Annotated in this window: 20 protein-coding genes; 4 read left to right on the forward strand and 16 right to left on the reverse strand. The window is 58.2% G+C overall.

Annotated features, from left to right (window positions below):
- Positions 1 to 532 precede the first annotated feature (532 nt).
- Entirely contained in the window at positions 533 to 2,149 is a 1,617-nt protein-coding gene (locus ACLGE8_RS12435; protein WP_410998848.1) for an ABC transporter substrate-binding protein, read from the reverse strand.
- Positions 2,150 to 2,341: 192 nt separating this feature from the next.
- Here ACLGE8_RS12435 and mpaA point away from each other — a divergent pair, with 192 nt between their 5' ends.
- Complete coding sequence (gene mpaA / locus ACLGE8_RS12440; protein ID WP_410998850.1) at positions 2,342 to 3,061, forward strand: murein tripeptide amidase MpaA; 720 nt, start codon at positions 2,342 to 2,344, stop codon at positions 3,059 to 3,061.
- Here mpaA and ycjG read toward each other — a convergent pair.
- A complete protein-coding gene (gene ycjG / locus ACLGE8_RS12445; protein ID WP_410998852.1) occupies positions 3,052 to 4,017 on the reverse strand; it encodes an L-Ala-D/L-Glu epimerase in 966 nt (321 codons plus the stop codon). The two genes, mpaA and ycjG, sit on opposite strands and share 10 nt — an antisense overlap.
- 100 nt (positions 4,018 to 4,117) lie before the next feature.
- Between ycjG and tpx the strand changes: the two genes are divergently transcribed.
- Entirely contained in the window at positions 4,118 to 4,624 is a 507-nt protein-coding gene (tpx, locus tag ACLGE8_RS12450; protein ID WP_064545896.1) for a thiol peroxidase, read from the forward strand.
- A 48-nt stretch (positions 4,625 to 4,672) separates the two neighbouring features.
- Here the strand turns inward: tpx and tyrR are convergent, their stop codons facing one another.
- The 12 genes from tyrR to pspA form a co-directional block, all read right to left on the reverse strand.
- Entirely contained in the window at positions 4,673 to 6,217 is a 1,545-nt protein-coding gene (gene tyrR / locus ACLGE8_RS12455) for a transcriptional regulator TyrR (protein WP_410998853.1), read from the reverse strand.
- Between the two features lie 206 nt (positions 6,218 to 6,423).
- Positions 6,424 to 7,128 carry an ABC transporter ATP-binding protein gene (locus ACLGE8_RS12460; RefSeq protein WP_410998855.1) on the reverse strand — a complete coding sequence of 235 codons (705 nt, stop codon included), beginning with the start codon at positions 7,126 to 7,128 and terminating at the stop codon, positions 6,424 to 6,426.
- Positions 7,115 to 7,951 (reverse strand): ABC transporter ATP-binding protein, encoded by an 837-nt coding sequence (locus tag ACLGE8_RS12465; protein WP_185666066.1) that lies wholly within the window; start codon positions 7,949 to 7,951, stop codon positions 7,115 to 7,117. Before ACLGE8_RS12465 ends, ACLGE8_RS12460 begins: the two co-directional genes overlap by 14 nt.
- A complete protein-coding gene (locus tag ACLGE8_RS12470) occupies positions 7,944 to 8,777 on the reverse strand; it encodes an ABC transporter permease (protein ID WP_410998857.1) in 834 nt (277 codons plus the stop codon). The genes ACLGE8_RS12465 and ACLGE8_RS12470 overlap by 8 nt, the downstream gene beginning before the upstream one ends.
- Positions 8,777 to 9,790: an ABC transporter permease gene (locus tag ACLGE8_RS12475; RefSeq protein WP_410998859.1), complete on the reverse strand. Its 1,014-nt coding sequence runs from the start codon at positions 9,788 to 9,790 to the stop codon at positions 8,777 to 8,779. The genes ACLGE8_RS12470 and ACLGE8_RS12475 overlap by 1 nt, the downstream gene beginning before the upstream one ends.
- Before the next feature lie 103 nt (positions 9,791 to 9,893).
- Positions 9,894 to 11,462, reverse strand: a complete 1,569-nt coding sequence (locus ACLGE8_RS12480) for an ABC transporter substrate-binding protein (protein ID WP_185666064.1) — start codon at positions 11,460 to 11,462, stop codon at positions 9,894 to 9,896.
- Positions 11,463 to 11,585: 123 nt separating this feature from the next.
- A complete protein-coding gene (locus ACLGE8_RS12485) occupies positions 11,586 to 12,653 on the reverse strand; it encodes a TIGR01620 family protein (protein ID WP_410998861.1) in 1,068 nt (355 codons plus the stop codon).
- Positions 12,650 to 14,047: a YcjX family protein gene (locus tag ACLGE8_RS12490; protein ID WP_410998863.1), complete on the reverse strand. Its 1,398-nt coding sequence runs from the start codon at positions 14,045 to 14,047 to the stop codon at positions 12,650 to 12,652. Before ACLGE8_RS12490 ends, ACLGE8_RS12485 begins: the two co-directional genes overlap by 4 nt.
- A 34-nt stretch (positions 14,048 to 14,081) precedes the next feature.
- Positions 14,082 to 14,300 carry a phage shock protein PspD gene (pspD, locus tag ACLGE8_RS12495; protein ID WP_185666061.1) on the reverse strand — a complete coding sequence of 73 codons (219 nt, stop codon included), beginning with the start codon at positions 14,298 to 14,300 and terminating at the stop codon, positions 14,082 to 14,084.
- 14 nt (positions 14,301 to 14,314) lie between these two features.
- Positions 14,315 to 14,674 (reverse strand): envelope stress response membrane protein PspC, encoded by a 360-nt coding sequence (gene pspC, locus ACLGE8_RS12500; RefSeq protein ID WP_410999073.1) that lies wholly within the window; start codon positions 14,672 to 14,674, stop codon positions 14,315 to 14,317.
- A complete protein-coding gene (gene pspB, locus ACLGE8_RS12505) occupies positions 14,671 to 14,895 on the reverse strand; it encodes an envelope stress response membrane protein PspB (protein WP_035894063.1) in 225 nt (74 codons plus the stop codon). Before pspB ends, pspC begins: the two co-directional genes overlap by 4 nt.
- 52 nt (positions 14,896 to 14,947) lie before the next feature.
- Positions 14,948 to 15,616, reverse strand: a complete 669-nt coding sequence (gene pspA / locus ACLGE8_RS12510) for a phage shock protein PspA (RefSeq protein WP_395594899.1) — start codon at positions 15,614 to 15,616, stop codon at positions 14,948 to 14,950.
- Positions 15,617 to 15,783: 167 nt separating this feature from the next.
- Here pspA and pspF point away from each other — a divergent pair, with 167 nt between their 5' ends.
- Complete coding sequence (gene pspF, locus ACLGE8_RS12515; RefSeq protein ID WP_410998866.1) at positions 15,784 to 16,758, forward strand: phage shock protein operon transcriptional activator; 975 nt, start codon at positions 15,784 to 15,786, stop codon at positions 16,756 to 16,758.
- Here pspF and ACLGE8_RS12520 read toward each other — a convergent pair.
- Together ACLGE8_RS12520 and ACLGE8_RS12525 are read right to left on the reverse strand one after the other, a co-directional pair.
- Positions 16,749 to 18,140, reverse strand: a complete 1,392-nt coding sequence (locus ACLGE8_RS12520; protein ID WP_410998868.1) for an MFS transporter — start codon at positions 18,138 to 18,140, stop codon at positions 16,749 to 16,751. The two genes, pspF and ACLGE8_RS12520, sit on opposite strands and share 10 nt — an antisense overlap.
- 25 nt (positions 18,141 to 18,165) lie before the next feature.
- Complete coding sequence (locus tag ACLGE8_RS12525; RefSeq protein ID WP_410998870.1) at positions 18,166 to 19,338, reverse strand: M20 aminoacylase family protein; 1,173 nt, start codon at positions 19,336 to 19,338, stop codon at positions 18,166 to 18,168.
- A 169-nt stretch (positions 19,339 to 19,507) separates the two neighbouring features.
- Here ACLGE8_RS12525 and ACLGE8_RS12530 point away from each other — a divergent pair, with 169 nt between their 5' ends.
- A complete protein-coding gene (locus ACLGE8_RS12530) occupies positions 19,508 to 21,811 on the forward strand; it encodes a helix-turn-helix domain-containing protein (protein ID WP_410998872.1) in 2,304 nt (767 codons plus the stop codon).
- Positions 21,812 to 21,859: the final 48 nt, after the last annotated feature.

Genomic DNA, 21,859 nt, shown 5'->3' on the forward strand with positions numbered 1-21,859 from the left:
GTGCGTATCCAGGTGATGCGTTATAGATTGCTACAGAATATTCCTGAGTTAATGAATACTTATCTGCTAGAGAATCGAAAAATTCAGGCCGCTTTCCACAAAGCCAACACCATTCCACTACCAGCAGACTGCCGAACATTCGCTGACCAAATGAAGTCAACAGGGAATACCTAATTCCCCCGCTGGTTCGTTTACTCCACGTCAGGTTCTCCAGACTCCGTTATTTAACAGGACGGCACCGTTTCATCTCTGTGCTCTCTTTTGTATGGTAAGTTGCACACTGAAGATTTTCTGCAAATTTTTGCTCGTGTATCCACCATATTTTTCCCAGTCTTCATCATGCCCTCATCACACTCAATTAAGGTGGGATTGTACTCATACGCGTACAGCCAGGCTTACACTTTATCCCGGTTCCAGGCAACGGCCCGTGGCATCAGTGCGAAATGCGGTCGAAAAGAGAACTGGCGCTGTAAGTCGTGCCAGCTCCTATTTTAAATGAGGTTAACGAAGGCTATCAGGAGCCTGTATTCAACTAGTGCTTCACGATATACATCGTATGCGTATAGGCCACATCTTCAGGATTGGTGATCGGGTAGCCTTTGACCCACGGCTTGATCAAACGTCCGTTGGTGTATTGGTAAATAGGCGCGATAGGCGCTTTCTCAGCCAGAATTTTCTCGGCGGTGTTGTAATCAGCATTACGCGCTTCTGCGGTGTTCTCCAGCGTCGCCTGGCGGATCACCTTGTCATACGCCGGGTCGCTGAAACGGGAAATATTGCCGGTGTTGGTGGAGGTCAGCAGTGACAGGAAGGTTGACGGCTCGTTGTAATCCCCCACCCACGACGCGCGGATCACGTCGAAATTACCGGTGTTACGGCTATCGATATAGGTTTTCCACTCCTGGTTTTGCAGCTTCACGTCAACGCCGAGGTTTTTCTTCCACATCGATGCCACTGCGATGGCAATTTTCTGGTGGTTTTCCGAGGTGTTGTATAGCAGCGTCAGCTTCAGCGGGCGATTTGGGCCGTAGCCTGCTGCCTGCAGCAGCATCTTCGCCTGTGCGTTCAGTTCGGCCTGGCTGCTTTGTGCCATCTCAGAGGTCTGCGGCTTAAAACCAGCGGTCACATCAGGGGTAAAGCGCCATGCCGGTTTCTCACCGGTGCCTAAGACCTTCTCGGCGATAATCCGGCGGTCGATGGTCATGCTCAGCGCCAGGCGTACGCGCGCATCGGCGGTTGGCCCTTTCTGGGTGTTAAAGGCGTAGTAATAGGTGCCCAGCTGCGCCGGGGTATAGACCTGGCCCGGCAGTTCTTTGAGCAGCTTCTGATACTGGTTTTTCGGGAAGGATTCGGTGATATCGATATCGCCCGCCAGGTAACGTTTAGTGGCGGCGGACTCCTGGTTAATCGGGATGAAGGTTACCTTCTGGATAACCGTCTTCGCGTTATCCCAGTAGTACTTGTTCGGTACCGCTACCAGCTTCTCATTCACCACGCGGTCTGCCAACACGTAGGCACCGTTGCCAATAAGCTTACCTGGACGCGTCCAGTTTTTATCACTCTCGACGTTGGCTTTATTGACCGGATAGAGCGAGAAGTTGGCGGTCAGATTCACAAACCACGGCAGCGGTTTATCCAGCTGTACGCGCAGAGTATGGGCATCTACCGCGGTCACGCCCAGCGTTTCTGGTTTGGCTTTGCCGTCGATAATGTCCTGAGCATTAGTGATACCTGCCAGCGCGGCAAACCAGGCAAACGGCGAGGTGGTTTTCGGGTCAACCAGACGCTGCCAGCTGTAAACGAAGTCCTGCGCCGAGACCGGCGTACCGTCGGACCATTTCGCATCGTTGCGCAGGGTAAACGTCCAGATACGCTGGTCGTTCGTCTGCCAGCGGGTAGCGACGCCTGGAATGATATTGCCGTTGGCATCCTGGTTCACCAGCCCTTCAAAAAGATCGCGAATGACCTGAATCTCCGGCAGCCCCACCGCCTTTGCGGGATCTAATGAAGCGGGTTCATCTTTAATATGACGAACCAGCTCCTGCTGCTTCGCCAGCACCGTTCCGGCGGGAACGTCGGCCGCGACGGCGATAGAACTCAGACCTGAAAGCAAGACAGCGCAACAGGTCAAGGTGAACGGTAACTTCATGTCATCCCCTTAAAATTGGCAAACCCACACAACTTGATGAAAATATTATTTGTTTCAGTCGCGGTAATTGCAAACAACATGTCACATAAACTTGATATGTCACCAGCAATATCTATCAGGGAAACTATTTGATTCGCGGCGTATTTTGCACAACACTGCTCAATATCCCCATTGCATATCAGGACTCAGCGTATGTCAGCCACCCGCCCTCGCGCCCAACGCGGCGCGTTCCCGCCCGGAACACAACACTACGGCCGTTCTCTGCTTGGGGCTCCGCTCATCTGGTTCCCCGCCCCGCTGGCAGGCCCGCAGAGCGGTTTGATCATTGCCGGCACGCACGGCGACGAAAACTCCTCGGTCGTGACCCTCTCCTGCGCGCTGCGCACGCTGGCGACGGATCTTCGCCGTCATCACGTGGTGCTGGCGGTAAACCCGGACGGCTGCCAGTTGGGTCTGCGGGCGAACGCAAACGGTGTGGATCTTAACCGTAACTTCCCGTCGGCAAACTGGAAGGCGGGCGACACGGTGTACCGCTGGAACAGCACGGCGGAACATCGAGATGTGGTGCTGCAGACCGGCAGTCGTCCCGGCTCCGAACCGGAGAGCCGAGCGCTGTGTCAGCTGATTCATCAAATAAACCCGGCGTGGGTGGTGTCGTTCCACGATCCACTGGCCTGTATTGAGGACAGCCGTCACAGCGAGCTGGGGCAATGGCTTGCCGAGGCGTTCAGCCTGCCGCTGGTCAGCAGCGTCGGCTATGAAACGCCGGGGTCGTTTGGCAGTTGGTGCGCCGATATTGGCCTGCACTGCATCACCGCCGAGTTCCCTCCAGTCTCCTCAGACGAGGCCAGTGAGAAGTATCTGGCGGCGATGACGGCGCTGCTGCACTGGCAGTCAGCGCATCACAAATGAAGCTCACCGCAGGTAAAACGCAGCGCTGGCTCGGCATCGGCGGCAAGCCAGGTCGGGCCATCGAGGTCGGCGAAGCGCACCTGTGGTGCCAGCGGTAGCGCGGCTTCAATCGCGCGAGAGGTACAGAGCATACAGCCGAGCATGAGCGCAAAACCCTGCGCCCTGGCCTCGGCAGCCAACGCCAGCGCTTCCGTCAGGCCACCGGTTTTATCGAGCTTGATGTTGACCATCTCATAGCGTTCACGCAGTACCGGCAAATCTTCCCGGGTGTGGCAGCTTTCATCGGCACAAATCGGCAGCGGATGGATAAAGTGGCTGAGCGCGTCGTCTTCGCCCACCGGCAGCGGTTGTTCGAGCATGGCGACATTTAAATCGGCCAGCAGCTGACAACGCGCCGCTAAACCGTCACCGCGCCAGGATTCATTGGCATCCACAATCAGCGTCGCATCCGGCGCGGCAGCGCGAATCGCCACCATTCGTTCGCAGATAAAATGGTTATCAAGCTTCACTTTGAGTAACCGGGCACCGCTTTCATACAGCGCCTTTGCGCTAGCGGCCATTTGTTCTGGGGTACCGATGACCACCGTTTGGGCGGTCGTGATTGTTTCCGGCAAACGAACGCCCAACTGAGTGACAACGTCACTTTGTAATAAATGCGTTTCCAGGCTCCAGAGCGCGCAGTCGACGGCGTTACGCGCCGCCCCTGCCGGGAGTAGATTCGCCAGCTGTTCACGCGTTAATCCGCGTTCAAGCTGCTCGCCCAATGCCATAATTTGCGCCATCACCGACGCAATGCTCTCCCCATAGCGCGGATACGGCGTGCACTCACCCACCCCTTTTACGCCATCCTGTTCCAGTTCAACCACCACCACCTTCGCTTCACTGCGGCTTCCGCGAGCAATGACGAAGGGGGTATGCAGTGGCCAGGCTTCTTCAAAGACTCGCAGCTTTCTCATTTTTGCTCCTTATAATCAGGCGTAAATAGGGTTTGCCGTGTTAACACCTGTTGTCATACACTAGGGCAGACGTTAACTATATGTAAACAGGAAGATAATCATGTCGCAAACCGTACATTTCCAGGGCAATCCCGTTGCTGTTCAAGGTTCTATCCCACAGGCGGGCGATAAAGCTCAACCGTTTACGCTGGTGGCAAAAGATCTGTCAGACGTCACCCTCGGCCAGTTCGCGGGCAAACGTAAAGTTCTGAACATTTTCCCAAGCATCGATACCGGCGTCTGCGCGGCATCTGTGCGTAAATTCAACCAACTGGCTGGCGAACTGGCCAACACCGTTGTGCTGTGCGTTTCCGCTGACCTGCCGTTCGCGCAGTCTCGCTTCTGCGGCGCAGAAGGCCTGAGCAACGTGGTCACCCTGTCCACCCTGCGTGCGCCAGAATTCCTGCAGACCTACGGCGTAGGCATCGCAGACGGCGCGCTGAAAGGCCTGGCGGCACGTGCCGTTGTGGTTATCGATGAAAACGACAACGTGGTATACAGCGAGCTGGTGAACGAAATCACCAACGAGCCAGACTACGATGCGGCACTGGCTGCACTGAAAGCGTAACTACCGCACCGCAAAATACAAACAGCCTCTTTTCAGAGGCTGTTTTTTTTATGACTCTTCGCCCTTCTTGTTGCTCAAGCCATATTCCCGCAGTTTATTCGCAATCGCCGTGTGCGATACGCCCAGACGCTTGGCGAGTTTACGGGTGCTTGGATAGCTGCGATAAAGCTGCGTCAGCACCGAGCGTTCAAAGCGACGGGTAATATCGTCCAGTGAGCCTTCCATCGCCTCTTCCCCTACCGCCGCGCTCGATACATCGTGGTCCGGCAGCAGCACGTCCTGCGGACGCAGTTCATAGCCTTCAAGCTGGGTCAGCGCACGGTATACCGCATTCTTCAGCTGGCGAACGTTGCCCGGCCACCCGTAACGGGTGAGCACGGTGTTGAGATCGGCAGAAAGTTTGGGACGGGAGATCCCCTGCTCGTCGGCAAAGCGCGCCACAAACAGTTCGGTCAACGGCATGATGTCCTGTGGACGATCGCGCAGCGGCGGCAGGTTAAGGGTCAGCACGTTGAGGCGGTAATAGAGATCCTCGCGGAACAGCCCTTTTTGCACCAGCTCCACCAGGTTTTTCTGGGTCGCGCAGATAACGCGAACGTCAACATGCACTTCGTGATCTTCGCCTACCCGGCGGAAAGTGCCATCGTTGAGAAAACGCAGCAGTTTGGTTTGCATACGCGGCGACATTTCACCAATTTCGTCCAGCAGCACCGAGCCACCGTTGGCCTGTTCGAAGAACCCTTTTTTACCCTCGGCGGCATCGCCAAACAGCTCGCTCTCAACCGCATCTTCTGGAATGGAGCCGCAGTTCAGCGCCAGGTACGGTTTCGCCGCACGCGGGCTCGCCAGGTGGCAGGCGTGGGCCAGCAGGTCTTTACCGGTACCGGTTTCCCCGACGATCAGCAGCGGTGCGGTCAGCAGCGCCAGCTTGCGCGCCTGATCCACCACCTGACGCATACGTGGGCTAACGCCCACAATCTGGCTGAATGCGCTGACGTCCTGGGTGGTCATGGTTTGCAGCTGGCGGCCCATGCGCAGCGTGGAGCGCAGCATTATCACAGCCCCCCCCAGCACGCGGGCGTCATTTTCGCCGCTCAGGTAGACCGGCGTGGCTTCCAGCAGGAAATTCTGCCCGTGGATCACCACATGCTCGGCGTGAGACTCCACTTCGTCGCTCTCGAACCAGCGCGGGAAGTTAAAGCCGCTAATCAGCTGCGCCACGTTATGGTTGCGCATTTTATCCTGGCTCATGCCAAACAGCTGGCAGCTTGCCGGGTTAGCACGTTCGATTTTACTGCGCGTATCCAGCGACAGCACTGGCTCCGGCATCGCTTCCAGCAGCGCGCTCAGCGCCAGATGTTCACGTTCGGAAGGCATCCACGGGACGGTGCGAACGTCGGTCACGCCCGCAATGCGGCGGATTTCCGCCATCAGGCTGCTGAAGCTGGTGAAATCCAGCTCCGCAAAATTTAGGTAGATTCGGCCAACAGGGTCGATATCGATACCGCGCAGGTCAATGCCGCGCAGCACCAGAAGATCGAGCAGTTCACGGGTCAGACCGAGACGGTCTTCACAAAAGACTTCAAGACGCATGGGAGTGTTCACCCTTATAAGCCAAAGACGTATGAATAATAAGACACTTATTCGCTGGCGTGAAGATGAGTGTCAACAATTATTGACAGTATGGCGGAAAAATGGGCGTTGTGCCGTAAAGTTATGCGTTCAATTAATAAACTGCACTTAATGGCCCCCTCACCCTTAGGAAGGGAGAGGGGCCGATTGTGCTAAAGGTTAACTGGTTACCCCATCCGGTGCTCACCGCGTTCCAGCGCATTACGGTCAAAGAAGCGCTGAATCACGCCTCCGGCCATAAACGCCGCGCGGTCGGACATATGGGCAATCACATCGGCATCGTGACTCACCAGCAGGTAGGTCATGCCGTGGTCCTGCTTCAGGCGATTAAGCAGGTTCAGGATCTCCGCCTGCACCGACATATCCAGCGCCGAGGTGGGTTCGTCGAGTAGCAGGATTTTGGGCCGCAGCAGCAACGCGCGGGCAATCGCTACGCGTTGACGCTGGCCGCCGGAAAGCTGATGCGGATAGCGGCTGGCGGCGTCGACGGGCAACCCCACCTGCTCCAGCGCCGTCTGCACTCGTGCTTCAATGTCTCCTTCACCGTGGATACTCAGCGGTTCGGCCAGCGTACGCCACAGCGTATGGTTCGGATGTAACGAGGCGTACGGGTCCTGGAACACCATCTGCACGTTGCGACGCAGTTCACCCTGAAAGCGCACGCCGCGGGTAATCTGTTTATCGAATAGCGAAACATGCCCACCCCACTCGCGTTGCAGCCCGGCGATCACGCGCAAAATGGTCGATTTCCCGCAGCCGGACTCACCAATCAGGCTGAAGGTCTCGCCTGCGTTGACGTGGAAACTGGCCGCCGATACCGCCGTTTTCTCGCCAAACTTGACCTGTAAGGCCTGAATATCAACGATCGCCATGCGCCGTCTCCTCAAAGTTCTGGCTGCGATCCAGCGTCGGCAGCATCTGACCATAGGTCTGCGCGTTCGGGCGGCAGGTCCACAAGGTACGGGTGTAGGGGTGCGTGGCCTGCGGTAAATCACGGGCTGCCATCTCATCGACGCCGTTACCCTGATACATCACCAGTACCCGGTCGCAATGCTGAGCCACCAGCGGTAAATCGTGGCTAATCAGCAGCATCGCCATCTGCCGCTGCTCACATTGCGCCACCAGCAGTTCGAGGATCTGGTTACGCAGACGGGCGTCCAGCGCCGAAGTAGGTTCATCGGCTATCAGCACTTTAGGGTCGTTAATCAGCGCGATGGCAATCATCACCCGCTGGCCCATGCCGCCGGAGAGTTCGCCCGGATAGCGGTTCAGCACTGCTACGTCGAGTCCCATCGCCAGCACCGCGGATTCACACTTTTCCTGCCGCTCGCGGCGGTTCAGCCGCTGATGCAGGGTGAGTGCCTCTTCCAGTTGCTCTCGCACCGTTTTCACCGGGTTCAGCGCATAGCGAGGGTCTTGCAGCACCATCGCGATGTCGTTGCCCCGCAGCGCGCGCCAGCCGCGCGCATTCAGGGAAAGCACATCGTGGCCGAGCACGTTTAGACGGTCGGCGCTGACGATACCCGGCTTGCGCACCAGCCCCATCAACGCCCGCGCGGTCATCGACTTGCCTGAGCCGGATTCACCCACCAGCGCCAACCGCTCGTTACCGAGCGTGAAGCTCATATTGTTGACCACCCGTGCGCGGGGATAATCAATGTTCAGCCCCTGTACGGAAAGGCGTTGCTCAGTCATGTTGCGGCTCCAGAACGTCACGTAAACCATCGCCCAGCAGGTTAAACGCCAGGCTGGCAATCAGAATCGCCGCACCAGGCGCGGCGGCAATCCACCACTGGTCAAATATCACCTGCATGCCATCGGCAATCATCGCCCCCCACTCCGCCATCGGCGGACGCGCACCCAGGCCGAGGAAGCCTAACCCCGCGGCGGCCAGAATGATCCCCGCCAGATCCAGCGCCAGACGCACAATCGCCGACGGCAGACACAACGGCAGAATATGGCCGACCAGCAGGCGCAGGCCGCGAATCCCCATCATCTCGGCGGCGGCTAAATAGTCGCTGTGCCGTAGCCGTTGGATTTCACTACGCGCCTGACGTGCATAGGCAGGCCAGGTGGTTAACGCCAGCGCTAACGCGCCGTTAACCAGCCCTGGGCCCAGCATCGCCACAAAGGCAAAGGCCAGAATCAGGCGCGGCATCGACATCACCACGTCGGTAAAGCGCATCAGAATACGTTCCAGCCAGCCGCCGTAATAGCCGGAAAGAATGCCTATCAGCAGCCCGGCCGGCAGCGTAATCACCGTCACCAGCGCCACCAGACCCAGCGCCGGACGAGTACCGTAAATCAGCCTTGAAAGCAGGTCGCGCCCGTAGCTGTCGGTGCCGAGCCAGTGCTGCGCGTTGGGCATTTGCAAACGCGCGGCGGCGTCCTGCCAGTTTGGGTCCTGCGGCGCAAGCCATGGAGCCAACAGCGCCGTCAGTACCAGCACGGCAATAATAATCAGCCCGCAGCAGGCCGCAGGCGAGCGCAGTAATCGGCGCAAAAACAGAGATGATGGCATCAGCGAACCCTCGGGTCGGTCAGCCGCACCAGCACATCGGTGAGGTTATTAATCAACACAAAGCAAACGCCAATCAGCAGCGTCCCCCCCATAATCGCCGCCGTATCGCCAGCAAATAGCGCCGTCGTCAGGTAGCGGCCAATCCCCGGCCAGGAGAACACCGTCTCGGTTAGCACCGCGCCTTCAAGCATCGAGGTATAGGCCAGCGCGATAACCGTCAGCAGCGTGCCGCGGATGTTCGGCAGCACGTGACGCAGCAGAATACTCATCTCGCCCGCCCCTTTGGCGCGCGCCAGCAGGATGTACTCTTTGTTCATCTCGCTCAGACACGCCGAACGCGTGAGACGCGTGATGCTGGCCAGCGAATAGTAAGCCAGCAGCAGCACCGGCAGCACCAGGTGGCTAAAGGCGTTGCGAAAAGCCTCTTTGTCGCCGGAAAGCCAGGTATCAATCAGCACAAAGCCGGTTTTGGGTTCGATGGTGAACTGGTAGATATCGTCGAGGCGACCGGGGCCGGGGCTCCATTGCAGCTTCGCGTAGAACAGCGCCAGCATCAGCAGCCCGAGCCAGAAAATCGGCACCGAGTTGCCCAGAAGCGTCAGCGTTCGCACGGCAAAATCCCAGGGCGAACCGGCGTAACGGGCGCAGAGTACGCCAGCAATCACGCCGAACACCGCGCCGATAATCAGCGCCAGCGTGGCGAGTTCAAGCGTCGCGGGAAAGGCGGCCAGCAGATCGTGCAGCACCGGCTGCCCGGTGGCGCTGGCGGTGCCGAGATCGCCATGGAACAGATTAACCAGGTAGTGCCAGAACTGTACCGGTAGGGAACGATCAAGGCCCAACTGATGGCGAACCTGGTCGTAGGTCGATTGGCTGGCGTGATCGCCGACAATTTGCAGCACGCGGTCAACGGGTGAAAGCGCAGAGAGCGCAAAGGTGACGAGCAACAGCCCAAAGAGCGTGAGCAACAGAGTTAACAGACCCTGAAGCGCGCGTCTGGAAAAATTCGGCATGGGAAATCTCTTTTTGCCGGGTGGCGGCTACGCCTTACCCGGCCTACGTTCTCGAGTTTTGGAGGCCGTGTAAGCGAAGCGCCACCCGGCAACAGGCGTCAATCTATTTGGTCACGCGGTCGTACCAGACCATGTCGGCATTCAGCCCTTGCTGGTAGCCCTTCACGTTGTCGCGAACCACAATCTGCGTTTTGCCCTGGTCAATAAAGACGTACGGCGAATTACGCTGCAGCTCTTCCTGCATTTTTTTGTACAGGTCGAGACGTTTTGCGACGTCCGGTTCCGCGACGGCAGCCAGCGTGGCTTTATTCAGTTCAGGGATCTTCCAGCCGTTCAGGCCCGCTACGGTGCTGGATTTACCGTCGTTAAAGGCAAAGGCGCTGGCGTTAGAGTGGGCGTCAAAGTAGTCCGGGATCCACAGACGAATCGCCGCCTGATGCTGCTTCGCACGCACGCGAGCGTAAACCTGGCTACCCGCGGCAGGCAACAGATCCACCTTCACGCCGCCCTGAGCAAAGCTTGCCTGCATCGACTGAGCGATGGTGATAAACGGCGGTTTGTTTTCCACGTCGAGGGTAAAGTGAGCGTCTTTGATGCCCGCTTTCGCCAGGATTTCTTTGGCTTTGGCAGGGTCAAATTTAAACGGCGTGTTGTCCAGCGCGCCCGGGAAACCGACCGGCAGGAAGCTCTGATGGACAAAGTACTGCCCTTTCAGCAGATCTTTGGTGATGCCGTTGTAGTCCACCAGCCAGCGAGCCGCTTCCCAGAACGCCGGGTTAGCCAGCAGCGGGTTGGCGGTATTCGCGGTGTTGAACACCACGTAGTTTTGCTCGGCTGACGGAATGCTTAACACCTGTAAACCCGGTTTGCCCTGCAGCGCGTCAATCTGGTCTGCGCCGAGGTCGCGCGCCACATCGGCGTCGCCCTGCTGGATCAGCAGACGGCGGGAAGCCGGGTCGGGCACGTTTTTAATGATCACGCTTTTCAGCTTAGGCGCGCCGGTTGGCGAGGTGTCGTTGGCTTCCAGCACGATGGCCTGATGAGGCTGGTAGACGCGCATTTTGAACGCGCCGCTGCCCGCAGAGTGCATTTTCAGCCATTCGTTACCGAAGTCGTTGCCCTTCACGTTGGCTGCCACCAGCTTCTCATCCACAATCGAGGCAATCGGCGTAGAGAGAATGTTTAGCGCCACCGATGGGCTAACATCAGCCGTCCAGCTTAGCTGCAGCGTATGGTCGTCAATCTTCTTCAACTGGCTGGCAATATTGCCCGGCTCCCAACCGAGGACGTTAAGGATAAACGCCGGGGATTTGTTCAGGGTGACGGCTCGGGTGTAGGAGAAGATCACATCTTCCGGGCGCAGCGGGTTGCCGGAAGCAAATTTAGCGTCGCTCTTTAGCTTGATAGTCAGCGTTTTTTTCGCCGCATCCGCCTGCCAGCTTTCTGCCAGAATCGGCGTGATTTTAGCTGGGTCGTTACGGTCAGGCTGAACCAGACGCTGGTAGAGGCTTGGCACGGTCTGGATGCTGGAGAGCTCGTTGGCCTCCGCTGGGTCCAGACTGACAATATCGTCCAGACCCTGAGCCACTACCAGCGTGTTCGGTGGCGTAGCGGCATAAGCGGAGGCTGACAGCGCGGTCAGCACGAGTAACGGCAGCAGTTTTTTGGTCATCGGGAGTTCCTGAAAATGAACGTGTTGTGGACGATTTAGCTAAAGTAGCGCTGGTTGTCACTTTCAGTAAAGATAAGTATAGAAATAGGTTATACAATTTTTGCATAACCATATTTTATCTCGTTAGCTCTCCCGCTGCGCCGCCGATTTCCCTTTCTGCAGCGTCGCTTTCAGTTGGCCTATCAGCTCGCGACGGAAATCACCGAGGCGCGGCTTGTCGTTATCGATCCACGGCAGCGGTCGGCAAAGCTCCATCGCCTTGATCCCCAAACGCGCGGTCAGCAGCCCGGCACCAATCCCCTGCGCGGCCCGGGTTGACAGGCGCGCGGCAAGATCCTGCGACATCCAGTCCATACCGATTTCCCGTACCAGCTCACTGGCCCCGGCGAAAGCGATGTTGATAAGCACCAGACGGAACAGCCGCAGACGGCTGTAGTAGCCAAGCTCGATACCGTAGAGATTCGCGATACGGTTAATCAGCCGCAGGTTACGCCAGGCGATAAAGCCCATATCCACCAGCGCCAGCGGGCTGACGGCAATCATCAGCGTCGATTCCGCCGCCGAGCGGCTGATCTCGCGACGCGCCTGCGCGTCCAGCACCGGCTGCACCAGATGGGCATACAGGCTGACCACTTCGCGGTCGCTCTGGGTTTCGTGGATAGCCGCGTACCAGCGCTGTAGCGCCGGGTGCGACTGGTCCAGCCCCGCCTGACGCGCCAGCCCTTCACAGAATGCGCGCCCTTTGCCCACGCTGTGGCTGTGCATTAAGGTGCGCGCTTCATCGCGTTCTTCTGCGCGCTGGCGTAAGCGCCAGAGCCGTCGCCATTCGGTGACCACCGACCCCACGCCCGCGCCAACAATCAGCGCCCCGGCGGCACAGCCACCGAGCGCCGCCCAGTCGTTGGTTTGCCAGGCGGTCATCGTCCACTGCACGCCCTGGGCAACTACGCTGATACCAAACAGGCCAAGCCCGGCGGTGACCATTTTGCGCCACAGGCTGCGTTTCGGGCGCAGCGCCGCGTCGAGGGTGGCTTCTACCTGCCCTTCCTGCTCGGGTTCGTCGTCGAGCGTCACCGGGGCGAATTTCTCCGCCGTCGCGTCATCAAACGCCTGCGAAGTTTTAAACTGTTCCGGCTTCACTTCATCGAGCGGGCCGTCAAAATCAATGCGAGGTTTATAGGCATCGTTCATCGCAGCTTATCTCCAATCAAAAACTCCAGCGCGGCATCCAGACGGATATGCGGCAGCGGCTGGTCAACATCCATCGTCTGCGGGCGGAAGGCCTCAAACTGAAAACCTTGTTTGTCCCAGAAGGCCTGCCCGGGAAGACGCGCCGGTACTTCACCAGGGTAGACAGTGAGCGGCTGACCGTCGCTTAAGCGATGACCGCGCAGCGCTGGGATCTTCTCGCCGTTCACCTCAATCAGCCCGCTCTGCGTTGCCTGCACCGAAGCCAGCCCCAGACAGTCCATGGTGATGCCTTCAAAGGCCGCGTTCTGCCAGGCGTCCTGAATCAGCTGTTGCAGCAGCGATACCATATTGCCGTGCTGATCGACGGTGACGTGATCCGCTTTGGTAGCGGCAAACAGCAGCTTGTCGATAACCGGCGAAAACAGACGGCGGAACAGCGTGCGCTGCCCGTAATGGAAGCTGTGCATCAGCTGCGTCAGCGCCAGACGCATATCGTTAAACGCCTGCGGGCCGCTGTTGAGCGGTTGCAGACAGTCGACCAGCACAATCTGGCGGTCGAAGCGCAGGAAGTGATCCCGGTAGAACCCCTTCACCACTTTTTCACAGTAGTAATGGAAGCGCTCGCGCAGCATACCGGCATTGCTGTGTTTGTCCGCCTGCGCCAGCTTCGACTCACCGATGGCGTCCACATCCGGCCACGGGAAGAACTGCAAGGCCGGAGCACCGGCAAGATCGCCCGGCAGCACAAAGCGGCCCGGCTGAATAAAGTGCAGCCCTTCCTGCTTGCACTGGTGCAGGTAGTCGGTCCACGCCTGGGCGATTTCCGCCAGCCGGTTTTCATCGGCAGGTGCAAACGGGTCCAGCCCTTCGCACAGCTGTCGCCATTTTGCCGACCACTCGCCGCGCTGGCCGGTCAGCAGCCCGGTCATCTGGCGCGACCAGCCGAGGTAGTCCTGGTTGAGCATCGGTAAGTCGAGCAGCCACTCACCGGGATAGTCAACAATCTCCAGATAGAGCGTGGAGGTCTCTTTAAAGTGACGCAGCAGTGAGTCGTTCGATTTGTAGCGCAGCGCCAGGCGAATTTCGCTCACCCCTCGCGTCGGCGTCGGCCAGGACGGCGGCTGACCGTAGAGTTGAGCCAACCCTTCGTCGTAGGTGAATCGGGGGATACCAAGGTCGCGCTGGGGAATACGTTTAACGCCGAGCAAACGCTCTTCGCGCACCGCGCTCAACAGCGGCAGGCGTGCGCCGGTATGAATATTGAGTAGCTGATTCACCAGGCCGGTGATAAAGGCAGTCTTGCCGCTGCGGCTAAGGCCGGTCACGGCAAGACGAAGATGCCGGTCAACCCCACGGTTGACCAGCGCATTGAATTCATTTTTGAGTCGCTTCATTGCTTATTTGGCACTCCTCGCTACGCCGATAGCCCTATTTTGCCATGGGGAAATAACGTTTGGCGAGGCGGGACAACAGCGGTTCCAGCGCCACCGCCAGAAACATCTTCAGCGGGCGACGGGCGACGGACTTCACCGCCCATCCGGCTACGCCTGCCGGGCCGTAACGCAAGGCCGTCAGGAGCGCCAGCTTGCCAACGATTTTCAAACCGGGCTTCACCTTCTGGCCCGCCCGCTGCCATTTATTATTCATCAGTAACCTCTTACTCAGAGCTGACGGAACCTGCTGCGCAGGGTAAAAGTGTCAGATGTCACGTAACGTTCCATCTCGCGCAGTCGCTGCTCGCCAGCGGCTAATTCAGCATCTACCGCATCCAGCAGGTCGCGGCTGGTGGGCTGATGCGGGTTGTTCATCGCCCCTTCCGGCATTGGGTCGAGGGCGAAGGTCAAAATTACGTAGGCGACGACGACAAAGAAAAACAGACCAAACAGCATCGCCAGCACGGTAATAATACGAATCAGCTTCACCGGCACGTCGAGGTACTCGGCAATACCGGCGCAGACCCCTTTCACCATGCCTCGCTGCGGGATACGCCACAGCTTTTTGTTCAGATCCAGCGCCATTATTTGTCCCTCCAGTTTGGATGTTCTGCATCCAGAATGGCTTCCAGCGCCTGAATACGCTCGCGCATCCGCTTCGCGTCATCGGTCAACTGCATCAGCCGCTGCTGCTCGCCCTGTGAAAGCTCGCCGGAGCGGGAGCGATTGCTATAGTGGAGCCACAGCCAAATCGGCAATACAAACAGCACAAACAACGTCAGGGGAATGCCGAGGAAAAGCGCGCTCATAGAAACTCCTTATATATTATGAGCAGCGGCACGGTCAGTGCCGCCGGAATTATTATTCGTTGTCTTGCTTCATTTTGGCTTTCAGCGCCGCCAGTTGCTCGCTGATTTCGTCATCCGCTTTCAGCTCGGCAAACTGCTGGTCCAGCGATGGCTGTTTACCAAAACGATGGCTTTCGGCTTCCGCTTCCATATGGTCGATGCGGCGTTCAAAGGATTCAAAGCGGGCCATCGCTTCATCCAGTTTACCGCTGTCCAGCTGACGACGCACATCACGGGATGAACTCGCCGCCTGATGACGCAGCGCCAGAGACTGCTGACGAGCGCGGGTTTCGCTGAGTTTGTTCTCCAGCTCACCGATCTCTTTTTTCATCCGCGCCAGAGTTTCATCCACCAGCGTCACTTCATGTTCCAGCGTGCCGATAACGTCGGTCAGCTTCTGCTTTTCAATCAGCGCCGCACGCGCCAGATCGTCTTTCTCTTTACGCAGCGCCAGTTCGGCCTTCTCCTGCCATTCAACCTGCTGCGCCTGCGCACGTTCCACACGGCGGGACAGGTCTTTCTTTTCTGCGAGCGCGCGGGCAGAGGTGGAGCGCACTTCCACCAGGGTGTCTTCCATCTCCTGGATCATCAAACGGACCAGCTTCTGCGGGTCTTCCGCTTTTTCCAGCAGCGAGTTGATGTTGGCGTTCACGATGTCGGCAAAACGAGAAAAAATACCCATTGTTCAATCCTCTTAGTTCTGTGTATCGGGCTGAGCCCTGCGCAATGACTATTACAACTTCCGTGCCAACTTTTTATCTCATTGATTATCAAAGAGGTGATTGTATTTCAGCCGTTAAACGCCTACAGTGAAATGGCGAATTACACCAACATGTGGCGAATTTCATCATGGCAGATAACAAAGATACCCTCCTCGGCGAAGCGAACCGCTTTATCGAGGTGCTGGAGCAGGTTTCCCGACTGGCGCCGTTGAATAAGCCGGTGCTGATTATCGGCGAGCGCGGGACGGGCAAGGAGCTTATCGCCAACCGCCTGCACTACCTCTCCTCCTGCTGGCAGGGGCCGTTTATTTCGCTTAACTGCGCGGCGCTCAATGAAAACCTGCTGGATTCCGAGCTGTTCGGCCATGAAGCCGGGGCGTTTACCGGCGCGCAGAAACGTCATCCAGGGCGTTTTGAGCGCGCTGACGGCGGCACGCTATTCCTTGATGAACTGGCCACCGCGCCGATGCTGGTGCAGGAAAAACTGCTGCGGGTGATTGAATACGGGGAGCTGGAGCGCGTCGGCGGCAGCCAGCCGTTGCAGGTGAACGTGCGCCTGGTGTGCGCCACCAATGCGGATTTGCCGCAGCTGGTCGAGGAAGGCACTTTCCGCGCCGACCTGCTCGACCGGCTGGCCTTTGATGTGGTGCTGCTGCCGTCGCTGCGTGAGCGTCAGAGCGACATCATGCTGATGGCGGAACATTTCGCGATTCAGATGTGCCGTGAACTGGGTCTGCCGCTGTTTCCCGGCTTTACCGAACGCGCCCGCGAAACGCTGCTGCACTACCGCTGGCCGGGGAATATCCGCGAGCTGAAAAACGTGGTGGAGCGTTCAGTCTATCGGCACAGTTCCATCGAGGAGCCGCTGGACGACATTATTATCGACCCGTTCCGCCGCCAACTGACGGTTCACGCTGAGCCTGCAGGGGAGAAAGCCGGTCCATCCCTCCCGCTGGATCTGCGTCAGTTCCAATTGGAGCAAGAAAAAGGCCTGCTGCAGCAAAGTCTGCAACAGGCCCGGTTCAACCAAAAACAGGCCGCCGAACTGCTGGGGTTAACCTACCATCAGCTGCGCGCGCTATTGAAAAAGCATCAGCTTTGACGTCGACGCGGCAGCAGCAGCGCACTCACCACTATCGCCCCCAGGCACAGCGTGCAGTTAAACCACAGCGCATACTGTGCCGCCTTCGCCATCCCGTGCGGCAGGAATAGCGCATAGAGCGAGGCGGTCATCGCCAGGCCAAACGCTCCGCCCAGCGAGCTACCCATTTTGTAGACTCCGGAAGCCACGCCCACTTTATTCTCCGGTGCGCTGGTGACGGCGGTGTCCGTCGACGGCGTGGCGTAGCAACCCAGCCCCAGACCAAACAGCACATTGCTGAAAAAGACGGTCACGATATAGGTCCAGGTTTCCAGGAAAGTGCAGGAAATCAGGAAAATCCCCACCATCGCGATCGCCGGGCCGCCCATCATCGGCAGCCTTGCGCCGTAGCGCTGGAGCAGTTTTTCCCCTACCCGAATCATCAACAGCACGGTCACCAGATAGCCCAGCGTCATCATCCCGGTCTGGAACGGGCTCAGATGTCGCCCCTGCTGTAGCCAGATGCTGGTAATCATCATGGTGCCAATCGCGCCGTTAAGCATCAGGTTCGACAGCACCGCCGCGCTGTAGGAACGGTTGTTGAACAACGCGAAGTCGATAAGCGCGGCCTCCTTTTTGCGCAGACCGCTGCGGATGAACCACCCCATCGCCACCACGGCGCCTGCCAGCATCGACAGCGACAGGCCGCTGGTCCAGCCCCAGTGGTGCCCTTTGGAGATAAACAGGTTAAACAACACCAGGCCAGCCACCAGGCTCAGCAGCCCGCTAACGTCCAGCTTATGCTGCGCAGCGGTGGCGCTCCGGCTCTCTGGCGTGCCGCGAATAAGCAGGAATGCGGCCAGCGCGGCGGCGATGGAGAAGACAAAAATCCAGCGCCAGCCAAGCCCGGTGGCAATCGCCCCGCCGACAAAGGAGCACAGACCGCTGCCGCCCCATGAGCCAATCACCCAGAAACTGACCGCACGTTGCCGCGCCCGCCCCTCGTACCAGGTTTTGATCAGCGCCAGCGTCGCTGGCATGATGCAGGCGGCAGACAATCCCTGAACGACGCGCCCGGCCAAAAACAGCATCGGCCCCTGAGAAACCACCAGCAGCGCGCTGCCAACGATGCTCAGCGCCAGGCCGATAAGCGTCAGGCGTACCCGGCCAAACTTATCCGCCAGGCCGCCGCTGGCGACCACGAAACAGCCGCTGAACAACGCACTGAGACTGACCGCAAGGGTGAGCGTCTCCAGCGAAATATCGATACTGCTTTTTACGACAGGAACCACGTTGATAACCGACTGGGCAAACAGCCAGAAGGTCAATACGCTTAGCACAATGCCCGCCAGCAGTCGGTCGGTACCGACATACGGCGCTTCAGTCAACGAAACGGTACTCATGGCTCGCCCTCAGGTTGCGCGTCACTTAGGCCCGCAGATAGTCTTCCGTCAGGCCGCACCACAGCGCCGCCCCCGTCAGCAGGATATCGTCGTTAAAGTCATAGCCCGGGTTATGGACCATACAGCGTTCCGGTTCATCGCCCGCCCCGATGGTGAAATAGGCACCGTTAGGGTTCTGTTCTAGCATAAAGGCGAAATCTTCACTGCCCATAAACGGGTTAACCGTAGCGATGGACGCTTCACCAAATAGCGAGGTCGCCACCTCACGCACCATCTGATTCGCCTGCGGGTCGTTTCGTAACACCGGGCTGCCGTTGACGTGCGTAAGTGAGGCGGTAGCGTTGAAGCTCTCCGCCTGGGATACCGCGATATCGTGAATGCGCTGTAGCACGGTTTTCCGCACCGACTCGCTCAGGGTGCGCACCGTCAGTTTCATCTGCACTTTGTCGTTGATGATGTTTGGCGCCTGCCCCGCCTGGATACTGCCTACGGTCACCACCACCGGGTCGAATGGGCTGATATTTCGCGACACGATCGTTTGCAGCGCCAGCGTGATATGGCAGGCCACCACGGTGGCATCGACGGTATGTTCCGGCACCGCGCCGTGCCCGCCTACGCCCTGAACATCGATATGCAGCGTATCGGACGACGCCATCATGGCTCCGTCACGCAGGCCAATTTTGCCAAGTTTCTGCCCCGGCATGTTGTGCAGGCCGAAAATACGGTCGCAGGGGAATTTGGTGAACAGCCCGTCTTCCAGCATCACACGGCCGCCGTACAGCAACTCTTCCGCCGGCTGGAAAATCAGGTGCAGCGTGCCGTTAAACGCACGGGTGCGCGCCAGATATTCGGCCGCGTAAAGCAGCATGGTGGTGTGACCATCGTGACCACAGCCGTGGAAGCTGCCGTCGGTTTCGCTGGCCCACGGCTTACCGCTGCGCTCCTGCATCGGCAGTGCATCCATGTCCGCTCGCAGGCCTAGCGTTTTGCCGCCGTGGCCCACTCTTAAGGTTCCCACCACGCCGGTACCGCCGAGACCGTAGTCCACTTCATAACCCCAACCGGTCAATAATTTCGCCACCTCAGCGCTGGTTTTATGCTCCTGAAAACCGATCTCTGGCTGTTGGTGGAAGCGACGGCGTAGCGCAATAAATTCCGCCTCACGGCTCTGCAATGCTTCAACAATAGGATGTGTCATTTTTGTTATCCCTTTATGGCTCTACGGTGATAACGTCGAGTTTATGCCGCCGCCAGGGCTTTAAAGTGTCGGTTTTTGTTTTATATTGACGGGAAATGAAATGACTATTTTTCATACGGTTTGGTTATGACAAAAAACACACTGTTATTTTTTGTCTCAGGAGAGTGAGATGCCGACGCAGCAAATCAGTGACTTTTCCGTAGCCGTGCAGGATGTCCGTCATCAGGCTCATGAGGAGCAGCCAGCGCTGACGCTGCTGTGGAGTCTTCAGGGCGAGGTGACCCTGGAGACCACCGACGGTGTGCGCAAGCTGCAGGATGGCGCACTCGCCGTCATCAATCCCAATCAACGCTGGCAGCTGGCTAGCGAACAACCTAATACGCTGATGACGCTAACCATCACCAGCAATTGGCTGACCCGGCTAGATGCCCATTTTTTCGGTTTTGATTACCAGATAGCCGCTCAGCCGCATGCCAGGCAGGAACATGAAGCCCGGCTGTGCTCGCTGATGCGCCAGCTGCTGATAACCCATCTCATCAACCACCAAACGCACGCCCGGCTGGAAGCCAACCGCTGGCTGAGCGAAATTGCCCTGCTGCTGGCCACCCATTTTCAGCGGCCACGCCAGTCCGCCACGCCACACGGCTCAGCGGCCTGGAGTCATCGCATTCGCCAGGTCGTCGCCCGGATAGAATCGCAGTACACCCGGCGGCTATCGCTTACCGAAATTGCCCGCGCCGAGCGGGTGTCCGAGGCCTGGCTCTCCCGCCTGTTTCATAAAGAGGTGGGCGTCAGTTTCATGCAGTTCATCACCGCATTACGCCTGGAGAAAGCCGCCGAACAGTTGCTGACCACCGCCCTGCCAGTGCAGCGGATTGCCCAGCAGCAGGGTTTTGCCAGCGCCCGTGTGATGAGCGACTTATTTAAGCGACGCCACGGCATGACGCCCCGTCAGTATCGCCAGCAGCCCATGATGAAAAGCCGCCAGCGCGCACGGGAAAATCCGCCTGACCACGCGCTGCCGGTAGCCGCCGAAACGCTCTATGCGCTGCTGAACCACACGGGTACTCAGGAATGGGATAACCCACCGCCGCTCCAGCATCATCCGCAGTCACGACTGATAGCGTTGAATACGCTGCCCCTGCGCCGCGTGCCGCTGCGCCATAGCCAGATCATCATTACCCTGCGCGAGCTTGACGATCTGCTACGTGATGACGTGCGTCAGTCCCTGCAGGCGCTGCATGAGCAGATCCCCATTGCCGGGGTTGATATTCATGAACCGTTTCTCAGTAGCCGTCTGTTCAGCGACGGCTGGGACGACCCACAGATGGTTGGTTACGCCTGCTGGTACAACCTACAGCAGGTGTTCACGTTCCTGGCGCGCATGGGCTGGCGCGTGCTGCTGCATACCAGCCTGACGACGCGCCCGGACCTGCTCCGCGAGTTTCTCGCCCTCGCCGCCCAGCATTTTCCGCCGTCTACGCTTGCTAGCTGGCAGTTCGTCTGGCACTGGTCGCCGCAGGCCAGCGCAGAAGTCTGGGCGCAGCAAAAAGCCATCATCAGAAGTTTGTCTCCAGATTCGTTATTCGGGATTTGGCACCGCTTTACCTCAACCGAAGACGACACCGTTGACGATGCCATCCTCAGCTCGCCGCTAATAAAAGAGGCCGATTTTCTTGCTTGTTCGGCAAACGCTAATGAACGCTTTCAGCAACAGTCTTTTGATGGTGCCCGGTTGGCCGCCGCTGAGAGTTATCCAGTCGATAAAGTACGCCAGATACAGCGCGCGCTGCGCCAGCACCACCTTACGCTACCGCTGTGGCTGCTGTCGTGGAACACCCTGACCGGCTCAACCCGGCGCACCAACGGCGAGTTTTTCCGCGGCGCGCTGCTGATGAATAACCTGTTGGGCCTCGCCGATCAGGTGCAGCTTACCGGCTTCTGGCTCAACTCCAGCCAGCAAGGTGAAGCGCGCAGCAACGGCACCTTTGATACTTCAAGCCTGGCGTTGTACTACCATCATGGGCTGACACGACCTATTTTCTGGGTGCTCTGGCTGTGGCGCCGCTTACAGGGGGATGTGCTGGTCAACGATAAAAATATCCTGCTGCTGCATCATCGCAGGCGCTATCAGCTTTTGCTGCGTAATCCGGTGGTATTTAACCCGTGGCTCTCCAGCGAAGAAGCCTTTATTCAGCGCTTTCGCCAGCAGTATCCGGTCGCGCTTCAAGGGTTGAATGGCCGCTGGAAGATCAAGCGGCATCTGTTCGATCAGCTCAACGGGGCGCTGTTCCCTCACCTGCAAGCCATCGACAGCAGCAGCGGCCCGGATGAAGAAACCTGGAACTGGCTTGCGCACAAAACCCGACCGGCGCTTAGCGTGCGTGAAGAAGACGTGGTGGAAAATTGGCAGGTGGTTGACGCGCTGGAGAGCAATGCGCTGGTGTTATATGAGTTAACCCCACTGATTTGATGACTTTTAAAGCAGTTGCACGTAGAGATTTGTACCTGGTAGCCGTAA

It is taken from the genome of Kluyvera sp. 142486 (assembly GCF_046569695.1).
Lineage (GTDB): Bacteria > Pseudomonadota > Gammaproteobacteria > Enterobacterales > Enterobacteriaceae > Kluyvera.

Excerpts from the sequence above, each read along its gene's own strand:
- ACLGE8_RS12490 (WP_410998863.1), bottom strand. The coding sequence starts at position 14,047 with ATGAAGCGACTCAAAAATGAATTCAATGCGCTGGTCAACCGTGGGGTT.
- ACLGE8_RS12480 (WP_185666064.1), bottom strand. The coding sequence starts at position 11,462 with ATGACCAAAAAACTGCTGCCGTTACTCGTGCTGACCGCGCTGTCAGCC.
- ACLGE8_RS12530 (WP_410998872.1), top strand. The coding sequence starts at position 19,508 with ATGCCGACGCAGCAAATCAGTGACTTTTCCGTAGCCGTGCAGGATGTC.
- mpaA (WP_410998850.1), top strand. The coding sequence starts at position 2,342 with ATGTCAGCCACCCGCCCTCGCGCCCAACGCGGCGCGTTCCCGCCCGGA.
- ACLGE8_RS12525 (WP_410998870.1), bottom strand. The coding sequence starts at position 19,338 with ATGACACATCCTATTGTTGAAGCATTGCAGAGCCGTGAGGCGGAATTT.
- ACLGE8_RS12520 (WP_410998868.1), bottom strand. The coding sequence starts at position 18,140 with ATGAGTACCGTTTCGTTGACTGAAGCGCCGTATGTCGGTACCGACCGA.
- ACLGE8_RS12470 (WP_410998857.1), bottom strand. The coding sequence starts at position 8,777 with ATGCCATCATCTCTGTTTTTGCGCCGATTACTGCGCTCGCCTGCGGCC.
- tpx (WP_064545896.1), top strand. The coding sequence starts at position 4,118 with ATGTCGCAAACCGTACATTTCCAGGGCAATCCCGTTGCTGTTCAAGGT.
- ACLGE8_RS12465 (WP_185666066.1), bottom strand. The coding sequence starts at position 7,951 with ATGACTGAGCAACGCCTTTCCGTACAGGGGCTGAACATTGATTATCCC.
- pspB (WP_035894063.1), bottom strand. The coding sequence starts at position 14,895 with ATGAGCGCGCTTTTCCTCGGCATTCCCCTGACGTTGTTTGTGCTGTTT.
- pspA (WP_395594899.1), bottom strand. The coding sequence starts at position 15,616 with ATGGGTATTTTTTCTCGTTTTGCCGACATCGTGAACGCCAACATCAAC.
- ACLGE8_RS12460 (WP_410998855.1), bottom strand. The coding sequence starts at position 7,128 with ATGGCGATCGTTGATATTCAGGCCTTACAGGTCAAGTTTGGCGAGAAA.
- pspF (WP_410998866.1), top strand. The coding sequence starts at position 15,784 with ATGGCAGATAACAAAGATACCCTCCTCGGCGAAGCGAACCGCTTTATC.
- ycjG (WP_410998852.1), bottom strand. The coding sequence starts at position 4,017 with ATGAGAAAGCTGCGAGTCTTTGAAGAAGCCTGGCCACTGCATACCCCC.
- ACLGE8_RS12485 (WP_410998861.1), bottom strand. The coding sequence starts at position 12,653 with ATGAACGATGCCTATAAACCTCGCATTGATTTTGACGGCCCGCTCGAT.
- pspD (WP_185666061.1), bottom strand. The coding sequence starts at position 14,300 with ATGAATAATAAATGGCAGCGGGCGGGCCAGAAGGTGAAGCCCGGTTTG.
- ACLGE8_RS12435 (WP_410998848.1), bottom strand. The coding sequence starts at position 2,149 with ATGAAGTTACCGTTCACCTTGACCTGTTGCGCTGTCTTGCTTTCAGGT.
- tyrR (WP_410998853.1), bottom strand. The coding sequence starts at position 6,217 with ATGCGTCTTGAAGTCTTTTGTGAAGACCGTCTCGGTCTGACCCGTGAA.
- ACLGE8_RS12475 (WP_410998859.1), bottom strand. The coding sequence starts at position 9,790 with ATGCCGAATTTTTCCAGACGCGCGCTTCAGGGTCTGTTAACTCTGTTG.